Source organism: Streptomyces sp. NPDC017202 (assembly GCF_044331705.1).
Taxonomy (GTDB): Bacteria; Actinomycetota; Actinomycetes; order Streptomycetales; family Streptomycetaceae; genus Streptomyces.
This window is the reverse complement of the sequence record NZ_JBIRNP010000003.1, coordinates 484,741-498,162: the sequence shown is the minus strand read 5'-3', so window position 1 is coordinate 498,162 and position 13,422 is coordinate 484,741. Positions and strand designations below refer to the sequence as shown.

Here is a 13,422-nt window from a genome sequence, read left to right as displayed (position 1 = left end):
GGACACACCGTGAGCCGGGGGCCCCGGCCCGCCCCGACCGTGGTGAAGGACATCGGACACGAGGAGCCGGTCGAGCCCGGCCGACGCGCCCGGCCGCCGCGCCCGCCCGGCCGGTACGCCTCTCCGGCCGGTACGCCCCTCCGGTGCCGCGGACGGGGCCGCCGCGACCCCCTGCGCGGAGGTCGCGGCGTTGCCGACTCCCCTGCTCGGCAAGGTGGTACGGCCTTTCCGCCCGCGATCCGGGGCGCCCCGGCCGGCAGCGCCCGCGCCCTCGCCGCCGGTCCGTGGGCGCCTACCGCGTGGCCGCCTACCGCGTGGCCGCCTACCGCGTGGCCGCCTACCGCGTGGCCGCCTACGCCGTGGCCGCCGGTGGTGTCAGATGGCGGGCCAGCCACGTCGGGACGCCGCCCAGGAGCCGGAAGAGGCGTCCCGCCTCCTCGCGCAGTCGGGACGCCTCCGGCTCGGTCTCCGCGTCCGCCAGCGAGACCAGCGCCGGGGCCGTACCCACCAGGTAGCCCAACTCCTCCCGGATGCGCAGGGACTCGGCGAAGCCGTGGCGGGCCTCGGCGATGTCGCCGTCGCGCAGGGCGAGGCCCGCCAGGTGCCGCCAGGTGAAGGACAGCAGCAGGACGTCGGAGCGGGCCTCGGCGGCCGTGTGCGCGCGCCGGTAGGCGGCGCGCGCGGCCTGCGGGGAGCGGGTCAGGTTCTCCGCGAGCAGTCCGCGCCGGAAGTCCAGCAGGGGCCGTCCCGCCGCGTCCGGAGGGATCAGCGCGGCCGCCCGGCCGAGCGCGGCCCGCGCCTCGTCGGCCCGGTCGCGCACCCCGTGCACCGTCGCCGCGTACGCCAAGTGCCCCCGTTCGCAAGCGGCCGCGCCCCGTTCCTCGTCGGTGTGGGCGAGGGCCTCGGCCGTCCGCAGCGCGTCCTCCGCCTCCTGCCAGCCCCGCTCGGTGTAGAGGCACCGCTCCACGAGGAGGGCCGCCCGCTGGACGGCCCCCGCCGCGCTGTCCGGCGGCAGTAACGCCGCGGCGTCGGCCCAGCAGGCCCGCGAGCGCAACCGCCACACCGCGGTCTGGAGGGGATCGTCACCAGCGGTCGTTCCATTGCCCGACATGGCGGAATGCGCCACGTTGCCCTCCCCAGGGTCCTGTCCTTCGGATCAGCTCGGGGTCACGGGGCCCGGCCCGCGCGTCCGCGGCGTCGCCGTCGGTCCTCGACGCTTCGCGTCGGCTTCCTCCCGCGCCCCGCAGTCGCACGCACCGCGTCCCGCTCATCGGCACGGCAAGGCACCGCCCCCCACGACGACCTGATCCGAAGGGCAGGCCCAGCACACCGTCGAGCTTCGAGTGGTGGCCGCATCTCAACACGAATGACGGGCCGGGCCAAGGGGGCGGGTGAAGCTTTTCACAAAGTCGTGGGCCCCGGGCGTCCCCCGGGTTTCAGCTCATCCGCAGGGCCAGGAAGAAGTCCAGCTTGTCCTCGAGGCGCGAGAGGTCCCGGCCCGTCAACTGCTCGATCCGGCCGACGCGGTAGCGCAGTGTGTTGACGTGCAGGTGGAGCCGGGACGCGCAGCGGGTCCAGGAGCCGTCGCAGTCCAGGAACGCCTCCAGCGTCGGGATCAGCTCGGCGCGGTGCCGCCGGTCGTAGTCGCGCAGGGGGTCCAGGAGACGGGCGGTGAAGGCCCGCCGGACGTCGTCGGGGACGAAGGGCAGCAGCAGGACGTGCGAGGCCAGCTCCTGGTGGCCCGCCGCGCACACCCGGCCCGGGCGGGCCGCCGCCACCCGGCGGGCGTGCCGGGCCTCCTCCAGGGCACCCCGCAGCCCCTCCGCCGAGTGCACCGCCGCGCTGACGCCGAGCGTGACCCGGCCGTCGCCGTCGAGGCCCGCGGCCAGCGGCTCCCGCACGGAGGCCAGCAGGGTGTCGGCGAGGACCCCGGAACCCGGTCCGTCGTGCTCGCCGGCGACCGCCGGGAGGGGGACGAGGGCGACGGCCTCGTCACCGGTGTGGGCGACGGCGATGCGGTCGGAGGGCTCGGGGCCGGTGGCGTGCGGGTCGACCAGGATCTCCTCCAGGAGGGACTGGGCGATCGGACCGCCCTCGGTCGCACCCCCTTCCGCGCCGTCCCACTCGACGCGCGCCACGACGACCTGCCAGTGCGGCGCGGCCCCCAGCCCGGGCAGCAGTACCGGCGCCGCCACCCGCAGCCGGGCCGCGATCTCGGCGGGCGCCGCGCCCGTCTGGACCAGTTCGAGGACCTCCTGGGCGAGCCGTCTGCGCACCGTGCGCGCCGCGTCCCGCCGGTCCCGCTCGACCGAGATGAGCTGGGTGACGCCCTGGAGCAGGTCGAGCCGCTCCTCCGCCCAGTCCCCGGCGTCCGCCTCGACGGCCAGCAGCCAGTCCGACAGCACCGTCTCGCGCACGTCACCCGCGGCCCGCCGGTCCCGCCCGCCGCTGCGGACCGGGAACAGCGAGTACGTCGCACCGTCGAGGACCACCCGGTGCGGGCCCCGCCGACCGGTGCGGGCGGCCGCCAGGTGTTCCGCCGCCAGCTTCGCGCACACCTCGGCCGGCAGCCCCGGCCCCGCCGTCTTCGGGCCCGCGACGAGCCGGCCCGTGGGCGACAGCACCCAGGCGCGCAGGTCCAGGTCGGAGCCGAGCAGGTCCAGGACCACGTCGGGACCGCCGCCCGCCGGTCCCGAGGTCATCATCCGGCGGTGCCGGTCCACGACCGCCGCGAGGTCCCCGGCACGCTCCCCGGACACCTGGCGCACGACGTGCTCGGTGATCGTCGCGAACGCCACCGACTCGTGCACCGCGAACAGCGGCAGCCGGTGCCGGGCGCAGGCCAGGACCAGGTCGTCGGGCACGTCGCCCAGTTCGGCCTCGCCGGCGGCGAGCGCCGCCACCCCGGCCCGCACCAGGAGCCGTACGAACGGCTCGGAGTCGGCGGCGTCCCGGCGCCAGGCCAGCCCGGTGAGCACCAGCTCGCCGCCGGAGAGGTAGCGGCTGGGGTCCCGCAGGTCGGTGGTCATGACGCCGCGTACCGCGCGGTCCAGTTCGTCCTGGCCGCCGAGCAGCCGCAGGCCCAGCGCGTCGGTGTCCAGCAGTGCGCGCAGCCGCATTCTCGTCGCCGCCGTTCTTTGTCCGGAAATCTACGATGAAGGGTGAGGGGTCGCGGGGTCGAGCGGGTCCCGGCGACGGGCTCCCGGCCCCCATGAGCACCCGCACGAGCGGCATTCTCGGACTGCCGGGTCGTTTCTCACGTTTCCACGGGAGAACCGGGAGGTTACCGATGGCCTCCGTTCATACGAATCTACAAGATGCCCGCCCCGACCAGCCAACTCCTTCATGGTTTCCGTGACTGACCCGGGCGGAGTACGGAGCTGTGTACTGGCCCCGATCCGCGTGAACATCACAAGAAAAAGCCGGGACCGCCGCACCCGATCCGGCCCGAACCGACGAATCACGAGACCGAGCCCGACGAGATCAAGCCCGACGAGATCAAGACCCGCGAGATCAAGACCCGCGAGATCAAGACCCACGAGACCAAGAAGAGAGCCGGTCATGGACTTCCTTCGCCCCGCCAGCTGGCAGGAGGCGCTCGCCGCGAAGGCCGAGCACCCCACCGCCGTGCCGATCGCGGGTGGCACCGACGTGATGGTCGAGATCAACTTCGACCACCGGCGGCCCGAGTACCTCCTCGACCTGGGCCGGATCGGGGACCTGTACGAGTGGGAGGCCGGCGAGGACTCGGTGCGGCTGGGTGCCTCCGTCCCCTACACGAGGATCATGGAGAACCTGCGGTCCGAGCTGCCCGGCCTCGCCCTCGCCTCGCACACCGTGGCCTCCCCGCAGATCCGCAACCGCGGCGGCGTCGGCGGCAACCTCGGCACCGCCTCCCCGGCCGGCGACGCCCACCCCGCCCTCCTCGCGGCCGGCGCCGAGGTCGAGGTCGAGTCGGTGCGCGGCTCCCGCCGCATCCCCATCGACGACTTCTACACCGGGGTGAAGCGCAACGCGCTCGCCGCCGACGAACTGATCCGCGCCGTGCACGTCCGGAAGGCCGACGGCCCCCAGCAGTACTCCAAGGTCGGCACCCGCAACGCCATGGTCATCGCCGTGTGCGCCTTCGGACTGGCCCTGCACCCCGAGACCCGCACGGTCCGCACCGGGATCGGCTCGGCCGCGCCCACCCCCGTCCGGGCGAGGACCGCGGAGGAGTTCCTCGAAGCCGCGCTCGACGAGGACGGCTTCTGGGACAGCGGAAAGATCATCACCCCGTCGGTCGCCAAGCGGTTCGCGGACCTGTGCGCCGCCGCCTGCAACCCGATCGACGACGTCCGCGGCACCGCGAGCTACCGCCGCCACGCGGTCGGCGTCATGGCCCGCCGGACCCTGACCTGGACCTGGGAGTCGTACCGCGGCGCCGACCGCACCACCCGTCGAAAGGGAGGCGCTGCCTGATGCGCGTCAACTTCACCGTCAACGGACGTCCGCAGGAGGCCGACGACGTGTGGGAGGGCGAGTCCCTGCTGTACGTCCTGCGCGAGCGGCTCGGCCTGCCCGGCTCCAAGAACGCCTGCGAGCAGGGCGAGTGCGGCTCCTGCACCGTCCGCCTCGACGGCGTCCCGGTCTGTTCCTGCCTGGTCGCCGCCGGTCAGGTCGAGGGCCGCGAGGTCGTCACCGTGGAAGGCCTCGCGGAGTACGCCAGGGAGCGCTCCCGCGCGACCGGCGCCCACGGCGGCACCTCGCTCGACGAGGCCGGAACCCGGCAGACCGGGAGCGCGGACTCGCACACCGGCGAGGGCGGCGAACTCGCCCCGATCCAGAAGGCGTTCATCGACGCCGGCGCCGTCCAGTGCGGCTTCTGCACCCCGGGGCTGCTGGTCGCCGCCGACGAGATGCTGGAGCGCACCCCGAACCCGACCGACGCGGACATCCGCGAGGCGCTCTCGGGCAACCTGTGCCGCTGCACCGGCTACGAGAAGATCATGGACGCGGTCCGCCTGGCGGCCGCCCGGCAGTCGGAGGGGGTCTGACGATGTCCACCGCCTCCCACCGCACCGCCTCCCACCGCACCGCCTCCCCCCGCGCGGCGTCCTCCCCCGACGGCACGCCCACCAGGATCACCCAGGGTGCGCCGGCCGGGGGCGGCATCGGCGAGTCCACACTCCGCCCCGACGGCACCCTCAAGGTCACCGGTGAGTTCGCCTACTCGTCCGACATGTGGCACGAGGACATGCTCTGGGGCCAGATCCTGCGCTCCACCGTCGCGCACGCCGAGATCGTCTCCATCGACACCGCCGAGGCCCTCGCCCTGCCGGGCGTCCACGCCGTCATGACGTACGACGACCTGCCGACGGAGATCCGGAACTACGGCCTGGAGATCCAGGACACCCCCGTCCTCGCCCACGGCAAGGTCCGCCACCACGGCGAGCCGGTCGCGATCGTCGCCGCCGACCACCCGGAGACCGCCCGCCGCGCCGCCGCGAGGATCCGGGTCGAGTACCGCGAACTGCCCGTCGTCACCGACGAGGCCTCCGCCACCGCCCCCGACGCCGTCCTCGTCCACGAGGACCGCGACGACCACCACATCGGCCACGTCCCGCACCCCAACATCCTCCACCGCCAGCCCATCGTCCGCGGCGACGCGGCCGCGGCGGCCGCGCGGGCCGACGTGATCGTCCGGGGCGAGTACACCTTCGGCATGCAGGACCAGGCCTTCCTCGGCCCCGAGTCCGGCCTCGCCGTCCCCGAGGAGGACGGCGGCGTCCACCTCTACATCGCCACCCAGTGGCTCCACTCCGACCTGCGCCAGATCGCGCCCGTCCTCGGCCTGCCCGAGGACAAGGTCCGGATGACCCTGGCCGGCGTCGGCGGCGCGTTCGGCGGCCGCGAGGACCTGTCCATGCAGATCCACGCCTGCCTGCTGGCCCTGCGCACCGGCAGACCCGTCAAGATCGTCTACAACCGCTTCGAGTCCTTCTTCGGCCACGTCCACCGCCACCCGGCCCGGCTGTCCTACGAGCACGGTGCGACCAGGGACGGCAGGCTCACCCACGTGAAGTGCCGCATCGTCCTCGACGGCGGCGCGTACGCCTCCGCCTCCCCGGCCGTCGTCGGCAACGCCGCCTCGCTCGGCATCGGCCCCTACGTCGTCGACGACGTGGACATCGAGGCCGTCGCCCTCTACACCAACAACCCGCCGTGCGGCGCGATGCGCGGCTTCGGCGCGGTCCAGGCCTGCTTCGCCTACGAGGCCCAGATGGACAAGGTGGCGAAGGAACTGGGCCTGGATCCGGTGGAGTTCCGGCAGCTCAACGCCATGGAACAGGGCGCGGTCATGCCCACCGGCCAGATCGTCGACTCCCCGGCCCCGGTCGCCGAACTCCTGCGCCGCGTCAAGGCGATGCCGCTGCCGCCGGAGCGCGAGTGGGAGTCCAGCGAGGGCGCGGACGTACGACAGTTGCCCGGCGGTCTGTCCAACACCACGCACGGCGAGGGCGTCGTCCGCGGCATCGGCTACGCGGTCGGCATCAAGAACGTCGGTTTCTCCGAGGGCTTCGACGACTACTCCACCGCCCGGGTGCGGATGGAGGTGGTCGGCGGGGAGCCGGTGGCCACCGTGCACACCGCGATGGCGGAGGTCGGCCAGGGCGGCGTCACCGTCCACGCGCAGATCGCCCGCACCGAGCTGGGCGTCGCCCAGGTGACCATCCATCCCGCCAACACCGAAGTGGGCAGCGCCGGTTCGACCTCCGCCTCCCGGCAGACGTACGTCACCGGCGGCGCCGTGAAGAACTCCTGCGAGCGGGTCCGGGAGAAGGTGCTGGAGATCGGACGCCGCAAGTTCGGCTCCCACCACCCCGCCTGGGCCACCGCCGAACTCCTGCTGGAGGGCGGCAAGGTCGTCACCGACGGCGGCGAGGTGCTCGCCGACCTGGTGGACGTCCTCGGCGAGGAGGCGGTGGAGGTCGAGGAGGAGTGGCGGCACCGGCCCACCGAGCCCTTCGACCTGCGCACCGGCCAGGGTTTCGGCCATGTGCAGTACTCCTTCGCCGCCCACCGCGCGGTCGTCGAGGTCGACACCGAGCTGGGCATGGTGAAGGTCGTCGAACTGGCCTGCGCCCAGGACGTCGGCAAGGCCCTCAACCCGCTGTCCGTCCTCGGCCAGATCCAGGGCGGCACCGTCCAGGGCCTGGGGATCGCGGTGATGGAGGAGATCGTCGTCGACCCGAGGACCGCGAAGGTGCGCAACCCCTCCTTCACCGACTACCTGATCCCGACCATCCTCGACACCCCGACCATCCCGGTCGACGTCCTCGAACTCGCCGACGACCACGCCCCCTACGGCCTGCGCGGCGTCGGTGAGGCCCCGACCCTGTCCTCGACCCCGGCGGTGCTCGCGGCGATCCGCGACGCCACCGGGCTGGAGCTGAACCGGACCCCGGTCCGCCCCGAGCACCTCACCGGAACAGCCCCCGTCACGGGCTGAACCGGCACGTCACTCCGGGGAGACCGGCGCCCTCATGGGCGCTTGACGGTGGTCTTCCCGGGGTACCTCGCCCGCCACCCCGTCGAGAGCCGGCCGGGCGTCCGCCGGCCGCAGCCCGCCGCCCTCCATCCGACCGCAGTCAAGGAGACCGAGACATGCTGGACATCGCCGAGGAGCTGAACCGGTGGGTCGAGCAGGGCCGTGACTTCGCCGTCGCCACCGTGGTGGCCGTCGGCGGCAGCGCACCCCGCCGGCCGGGCGCCGCCATCGCGGTGGACGCCGACGGCACGGCGATCGGCTCGGTCTCCGGCGGCTGTGTGGAGGGCGCGGTGTACGCGCTGTGCCAACAGGCCCTCGCCGACGGGGAGTCCGTCCTCGAACGCTTCGGCTACAGCGACGACGACGCCTTCGCCGTCGGCCTGACCTGCGGCGGCGTCGTCGACGTCCTCGTCACCCCGGTGCGGGCCGGCGACCCGGTCCGCCCGGTCGTCGCGGCCGGTCTGCGGGCCGCCGCGTCCGGCACACCGGCGGCGCTGGCCCGCGTCGTGGGCGGACCGGCCGGACTCCTCGGCCGCGCCCTGCTCGTGCGCCCCGACGGCTCCCACGACGGCGGCTTCGGCGCCCACCCCGAACTGGACCGCACGGTGGCCGCCGAGGCCGGCGCCCTGCTCGACGCGGGCCGCACCGGCACGCTGGAGGTCGGCGAACAGGGCTCCCGCTGCGGCGCCCCGCTCACCGTGCTCGTCGAGGCCTCGGTGCCGCCGCCGCGGATGATCGTGTTCGGCGCGATCGACTTCGCCTCGGCGCTGGTGCGGATCGGCGGGTTCCTCGGCTACCGCGTCACGGTGTGCGACGCCCGCCCGGTGTTCGCCACCCGTGCCCGCTTCCCCGAGGCCGACGAGGTCGTCGTCGACTGGCCGCACCGGTACCTGGAGCGCACGGAGGTGGACGCGCGGACGGTCCTGTGCGTCCTCACCCACGACGCCAAGTTCGACGTGCCGCTGCTCCGGCTCGCCCTGCGCCTGCCGGTCGCCTACGTCGGCGCCATGGGCTCCCGCCGCACCCACCTCGACCGCGACGAACGGCTGCGCGAGGTCGGCGTCACCGAGCTGGAGCTGGCCCGGCTGCGGTCACCCATCGGGCTCGACCTGGGCGCCCGTACGCCCGAGGAGACCGCGTTGTCGATCGCCGCGGAGATCGTCGCCGGCCGGCGCGGGGGCAGCGGGGTCCCGCTGACCGGGGCGCACACCCCGATCCATCACGACGCCCCGTCGCCGCCGGCCGGGAGGATCGGCTCGGTGGCCTGAGCCCGAAGTGCCGTCTGGGCCGGGAGCGCCGCCGACGCCGGGGCGGCCGTCCGGCGGACCACCGGCTGGTCCGGCCAGGCGAACGCGTAGTGCGGGTCGCCCGACCCGCTCAGGCGGACGAAGCGCAGCAGCTCGCGCACGATGCCCGCGCCGCCCGCGTTCCAGCCGGTGCGCGGTTCCAGGACGCTCGGGTCGGCCCGGTGCTCGATGTTGGACCAGCGGGCGCCGTCGGCGTCGCGGGTCGCCCGGGTCACGAGGTCGGCGACCAGGACCCGCGCGAACCCGGGCGGCTCGTCCTGCTCCGCGATCCGGTCGCAGGCCAGCGCCAGCACTCCCGCCGTGCCGCAGCAGCGGCCGTTGTTGTCCCAGAAGCCGGGGCGCAGCCGGCTCGGCAGCCCGGAGTGCGTGACGGTGTGCCAGCAGCGGTCGGCGAGCTCCTGCCAGGCGGGCTCGGCCAGGGCGTCCCGCAGCAGCCGGAAGACCTGGGCGTCCCCGGCCGGGCCGTGGCACCAGCCGTAGCTGTACCGCTCGACGAGATCGGGCCGGTACTGCGGGTCGGAGTGCGGGGCCAGGAAACCGGTACCGCCCGTCTCGTCGCGGGCCACGACGTCCGCGGCCCCGGCCCGCGCCAGCTCCACCAGGTCCGTGCGGCCGGTCGCCCGGCCGACGGCGGCCAGTGCGTACACGATCCCGAGCGTGCCGTGCGAGATGTGGTGCAGCCGCGCCTCGATGCCGGGCCGGTGGGCCCACCGCACGCCCGCCGGCGTCTCCTCGGCCGTCCGCAGGTACGGTTCCATCGCCCGTACGGCCAGTTCGGCGTCGCCCGTCGCGAGCGCGCCGAGGCCGATGCCCGCGTTGCCGCCCATCAGCTCGAACAACTCGCCCCAGCGCGTCCCGTCGAACCGTGACCGCACCCGTGCCAGGGCCCGCCCGGCGGCGGCCCCGGCCGCGCTGTCGCCGAGTTCGCGGTGGACGGCGTGCAGGACGAGGGCGATCCCGGTACGGCCGAAGTACAGCGAGTCGTCCTCGTCCGCCTCGGCGGCGACCGCGAGGAAGCGTGCCGCGCGCAGGGCGGCGTCGCCGTAGCCGTCGTCCCCGAAGTGCCGCCGTGCCTCCAGCAGCGTCGGCACGATGCCGGCCGTCCCGTTGTACAGGTCCGCCTCGACCGTCGTGCCGGAGGGGACGGCGGGCCATCCGAGGCCCCCGTCCCCGGTCTCCCGAGCGGCCCCGAGCAGCCAGCGCAGCCCGTCCGCCGCCAGCGCCTCGACCTCGTCCACCCGCACGTCGACATCCGTCATGGGGGCACCTTTTCACGGGTTCAGGGGGCTGCCCAAGGGGTTCTCGGGGCGTGTGCTGCGGCACGGAACGGCCGTTCGCGCCCCGCGCGCTCCCGGACGGGGCGCGGGGCGGGGGTGGCACCGGGGTCGTGGTGACGATGCGTCAGCCCCGGCGCAGCAGACGGTTGGCCGCCCGGCCGAAGACCGCGCGGGCGACGGGGCTCACGAGCGGGTCGAGGAAGGGCGGCGCGAGGGGCGAGCGGATCTCCTCGCGCCAGACGACCCGGGTCCGGCCGCCGGGGCCGGGGCGGACCTCGATCTCCGCCCAGCCCCGGACCGTGCGACCGCGCTTCTCCAGCCGGCACAGGCCCGGTCCGCCGTCGTCCGGCGGGCACCAGACGGTGACCTCCATGCGGTCGTCGAAGGCCAGCGGTCCGATCCCGGACCGGGCCACGAACACGGTGCCCTCCCGGGTCGGCCCGGGGGTGAGCACGGTGACGCGGGTCAGCGGGACCACATCACCGTGCCGGGTCCACTCGGTGAGCCGCCGCCAGGCCTCGTCGAGGGGGAGCGGTGCCGTGCGTTCGAACTGGAAGGTCGCCACACAGTGATCGTAAGGAGTCCCCCGGACGCGGCGGCGCGTTCGCCGGCGGCTCACACGGTTGGCCCAGTCCGGGCGGGTGCGCGGGGGCGCGGGACGCGCGGCCGCATCCCGACCGGCCCGGTCAGCGGTAGACCTTTCCGGCCTCCGCCCGCCCCGGCGCGAGGAGTTGGGGCACGGTGACGAAGACGTAACCGCGTTCCTTCAGCGCGTCGACGATCCCGGGCACCGCGGGCACCGTCCCGGCGTAGATGTCGTGCAGCAGGATGATGCCGTCCCGCTCGGTCCGGTCGAGGACCCGGCGCCGGATCAGCGCGGAGTCCTCCGTCGTGTAGTCCTTGGCGGTCACGCTCCACAGCACCTCCGCCAGGCCCAGCTCCCGGCAGACCTCGTGCACGGTGTCGTCGGTACGGCCCTGGGGCGGGCGCATCAGGGTGGGGCGGCGGCCGGTGAGGCGCTCTATCTCCCGGTTGGGGCGCTCCAGTTCCTCGCGTATCTCCCGAGGCGTCAGCTCCGTCAGTATCTTGTGGTCCCAGGTGTGACTGGCCACCTCGTGACCCTCGGCGGCCATGCGCGTGACGAGCTGCGGGTACTTCTCGATGTGCCGCTTGCCGAGGAGGAAGAAGGTCGCCGGGACCTGTTTCTCCTTCAGGATGTCCAGCAGGCGGGCGGAGTTCTCGCTCGGGCCCGCGTCGAAGGTGAGCGCGACGCACTTCGCCGCACGGCAGTCGACGGTGCCGAAGCGGGCCGCCTGCGCGGTGGACGCGGGTTCGGCGCGCACGGCGCCGGGTGCGGTGGTGTCGAGCCCGGCGCAGCCCGTCAGGGCCAGGGCCAGGCAGGCGGCGACGACACCGGCCCCGGCCGCGCGGAACGGGATCCCCGTTTTCTTCATCTTCTTGGTCGGAGAAGGCATGCCGGGACTATACACAGGGCGTATAGCGGATGACCTGGGATTATTCCCTGGTCCACCCGCCTCGGCGGCCTGCCCCGCGGCGCCTGTCACGAAGCTCTCGCGGCAGACGCCGGTGCCAGGGGAGGCGGTGGAGGGGATGCCTCACTGGGCGTGGAACGTCGCGTCCGCGCGGTCCGTCGCCGTGCTCGGTGCCTGCACGTACAGCAGGTGGTCGTAGTGCCGCAGGTAGCGGCCCGCGTAGTTGTACGACTCGTACGACACCCCCGCCGCGTCGGACAGGCCCGCACGCCGGTGGAACGTGGCGTCGGCCGCGAACCGCGCGGTGCCGTCGTTCTTCTCCACCCACACCTCGAAGTTCTTGTGGCGCAGGTAGTGACCGGGGAAGTTGGCCGACTCCAGCGAGACCGTGCCGCTGCCCGCGAGTCCGGGCACGACCCGGAACTGTGAGTCCGCCAGCGGGCTCACGTCCGCCTCGACGCGGGCGCGGTACTCCCAGTGCCGGACGAAGCGGTCCGGGAGGTTGTCCGAGGAGAAGCGCTGCGGGGTGACCCCGTCCGCGACCGGGATGCCGAAGTCGGGGGTGCCGTCGGCCTTCCAGTACAGCTTCTGCACGCGGGTGCGGCGGTTGGGGTCGTTCAGCGGGTCGCCGGTGATGTCCTTGTAGCTGCGGTCGTGGTACACGAGGATGTCGGACCTGCCGTCCTCGGAGACGGTGAAGGAGTTGTGGCCGGGCCCGTACTGCGAGGTCGCCGCGTTGCTCTTGAACACCGGTTGCGAACTCTTCGTCCAGGAGGACGGATCGGTGAGGTCGGCGGTCGCGGAGGCGGTCAGCAGGCCGAGGCAGTAGTTGGCGTCGGTCGCGCTCGCCGAGTAGCTCATGAAGACCCTGCCGCCGTGCTGGATGACGGCCGGCCCCTCGTTGACCTTGTAGCCGACGGTCTCCCAGGCCAGGGTGGGCCGCGAGATCTCCGCCGGAGTCCCGGTGATCGTCCAGGGGTTCGCCATCTTCGCGACGAAGAGGCTGGTGTTGTTCTCCTCGGCCGGGTTGCGCTGTGCCCAGGCGAGGTAGCGCACGCCGTTCACGACGAACGTGGTGGCGTCCAGCGAGAAGCTCTCCCACGTGGTCCTGATCCGGCCCTTCTCGGCCCAGGCCGCGGTGAGCGGGTTGCCGCCGGTGCCCTCCAGGACGTACATGCGGATCGCCCACACGTCGTCCGTGGCGCCGGCCGCGAAGTAGACGTACCACCTGCCGTCGATGAAGTGGATCTCCGGCGCCCAGATGTGGGCGCCCATGACCCCGCTCGCGTGCTTCGTCCAGATGGTGGTCTCGGGGGCCGTGGCCAGGCCCTGGACGGTCGCCGCCCGGCGCAGCACGATGCGGTCGTACTCGGGGACCGTGGCGGTGAAGTAGTAGTAGCCGTCCGTGTGCTTGAAGATGTGCGGGTCCGCGCGCTTCTCCGCGAGCGGGTTCGTGTAGGTCACGCCGGGGGAGGCGGGCACGGCGGCCCGGGCGGTGCCGGCGGGACCGGCGAAGCAGGCGGCCGCCAGGGCCACCGCTCCGGCTGTGAGCAGCGCGCGGGTGCGCGGCAGTGCGGGGGTGCGCCGACGGAACATCCGAGGCATACAGGACCGTCCCTTGTCCGTTATTTCGAACACAGTTCGTAACTTCGGCCAGAAGATAGGGGTTGGGCATGCACTCGTCAATGGGGTCGGCGGAGGTTCGCGGAGGCGAGGCGTCTTTGACGCGGGAGACCGATCGGCTTTCTCGTTGCGGGGCCCGGGAGGAACCCCACGACCGCGATCAAGAACTCCGTCGTCCTCGTCACCGGCGG

General features: G+C 73.8%; 10 protein-coding genes. 4 read left to right on the top strand and 6 right to left on the bottom strand.

Features of this window, described 5'->3' with window-relative positions; translation table 11 throughout:
- Positions 1 to 352: 352 nt before the first annotated feature.
- Entirely contained in the window at positions 353 to 1,126 is a 774-nt protein-coding gene (locus ACH4N1_RS09700) for a hypothetical protein (RefSeq protein WP_398095839.1), read from the bottom strand.
- Between the two features lie 310 nt (positions 1,127 to 1,436).
- The gene (locus tag ACH4N1_RS09695) at positions 1,437 to 3,119 is read right to left on the bottom strand and encodes a PucR family transcriptional regulator (protein WP_398095838.1); all 1,683 of its coding nucleotides are present in this window, start codon (positions 3,117 to 3,119) and stop codon (positions 1,437 to 1,439) included.
- Between the two features lie 442 nt (positions 3,120 to 3,561).
- Here ACH4N1_RS09695 and ACH4N1_RS09690 point away from each other — a divergent pair, with 442 nt between their 5' ends.
- The 4 genes from ACH4N1_RS09690 (at position 3,562) to ACH4N1_RS09675 (ending at position 8,799) form a co-directional block, all read left to right on the top strand.
- On the top strand, positions 3,562 to 4,461 hold the full coding sequence (locus ACH4N1_RS09690; RefSeq protein ID WP_398095836.1) for an FAD binding domain-containing protein: 900 nt from the start codon (positions 3,562 to 3,564) through the stop codon (positions 4,459 to 4,461).
- Positions 4,461 to 5,036, top strand: coding sequence for a (2Fe-2S)-binding protein (locus tag ACH4N1_RS09685; protein WP_398095834.1), 576 nt, complete (start codon positions 4,461 to 4,463; stop codon positions 5,034 to 5,036). Before ACH4N1_RS09690 ends, ACH4N1_RS09685 begins: the two co-directional genes overlap by 1 nt.
- Before the next feature lie 2 nt (positions 5,037 to 5,038).
- Positions 5,039 to 7,492 (top strand): xanthine dehydrogenase family protein molybdopterin-binding subunit, encoded by a 2,454-nt coding sequence (locus tag ACH4N1_RS09680; RefSeq protein ID WP_398095832.1) that lies wholly within the window; start codon positions 5,039 to 5,041, stop codon positions 7,490 to 7,492.
- A 155-nt stretch (positions 7,493 to 7,647) separates the two neighbouring features.
- A complete protein-coding gene (locus ACH4N1_RS09675) occupies positions 7,648 to 8,799 on the top strand; it encodes an XdhC family protein (RefSeq protein WP_398095830.1) in 1,152 nt (383 codons plus the stop codon).
- Here ACH4N1_RS09675 and ACH4N1_RS09670 read toward each other — a convergent pair.
- The 4 genes from ACH4N1_RS09670 to ACH4N1_RS09655 all read right to left on the bottom strand — a co-directional run bounded on the left by ACH4N1_RS09670 (position 8,751) and on the right by ACH4N1_RS09655 (position 13,204).
- Entirely contained in the window at positions 8,751 to 10,097 is a 1,347-nt protein-coding gene (locus tag ACH4N1_RS09670) for a lanthionine synthetase LanC family protein (RefSeq protein ID WP_398095829.1), read from the bottom strand. The two genes, ACH4N1_RS09675 and ACH4N1_RS09670, sit on opposite strands and share 49 nt — an antisense overlap.
- Positions 10,098 to 10,239: 142 nt before the next feature.
- A complete protein-coding gene (locus tag ACH4N1_RS09665; protein WP_398095827.1) occupies positions 10,240 to 10,680 on the bottom strand; it encodes an SRPBCC family protein in 441 nt (146 codons plus the stop codon).
- Positions 10,681 to 10,801: 121 nt separating this feature from the next.
- Positions 10,802 to 11,569 carry a polysaccharide deacetylase family protein gene (locus tag ACH4N1_RS09660; protein ID WP_398095988.1) on the bottom strand — a complete coding sequence of 256 codons (768 nt, stop codon included), beginning with the start codon at positions 11,567 to 11,569 and terminating at the stop codon, positions 10,802 to 10,804.
- A 162-nt stretch (positions 11,570 to 11,731) separates the two neighbouring features.
- Complete coding sequence (locus ACH4N1_RS09655; RefSeq protein ID WP_398095986.1) at positions 11,732 to 13,204, bottom strand: family 43 glycosylhydrolase; 1,473 nt, start codon at positions 13,202 to 13,204, stop codon at positions 11,732 to 11,734.
- Positions 13,205 to 13,422: the final 218 nt, after the last annotated feature.

Coding starts and splice junctions, on each gene's coding strand:
- ACH4N1_RS09655 (WP_398095986.1), bottom strand. CDS start 13,204: ATGTTCCGTCGGCGCACCCCCGCACTGCCGCGCACCCGCGCGCTGCTC.
- ACH4N1_RS09690 (WP_398095836.1), top strand. CDS start 3,562: ATGGACTTCCTTCGCCCCGCCAGCTGGCAGGAGGCGCTCGCCGCGAAG.
- ACH4N1_RS09685 (WP_398095834.1), top strand. CDS start 4,461: ATGCGCGTCAACTTCACCGTCAACGGACGTCCGCAGGAGGCCGACGAC.
- ACH4N1_RS09680 (WP_398095832.1), top strand. CDS start 5,039: ATGTCCACCGCCTCCCACCGCACCGCCTCCCACCGCACCGCCTCCCCC.
- ACH4N1_RS09675 (WP_398095830.1), top strand. CDS start 7,648: ATGCTGGACATCGCCGAGGAGCTGAACCGGTGGGTCGAGCAGGGCCGT.
- ACH4N1_RS09695 (WP_398095838.1), bottom strand. CDS start 3,119: ATGCGGCTGCGCGCACTGCTGGACACCGACGCGCTGGGCCTGCGGCTG.
- ACH4N1_RS09660 (WP_398095988.1), bottom strand. CDS start 11,569: ATGAAGAAAACGGGGATCCCGTTCCGCGCGGCCGGGGCCGGTGTCGTC.
- ACH4N1_RS09670 (WP_398095829.1), bottom strand. CDS start 10,097: ATGACGGATGTCGACGTGCGGGTGGACGAGGTCGAGGCGCTGGCGGCG.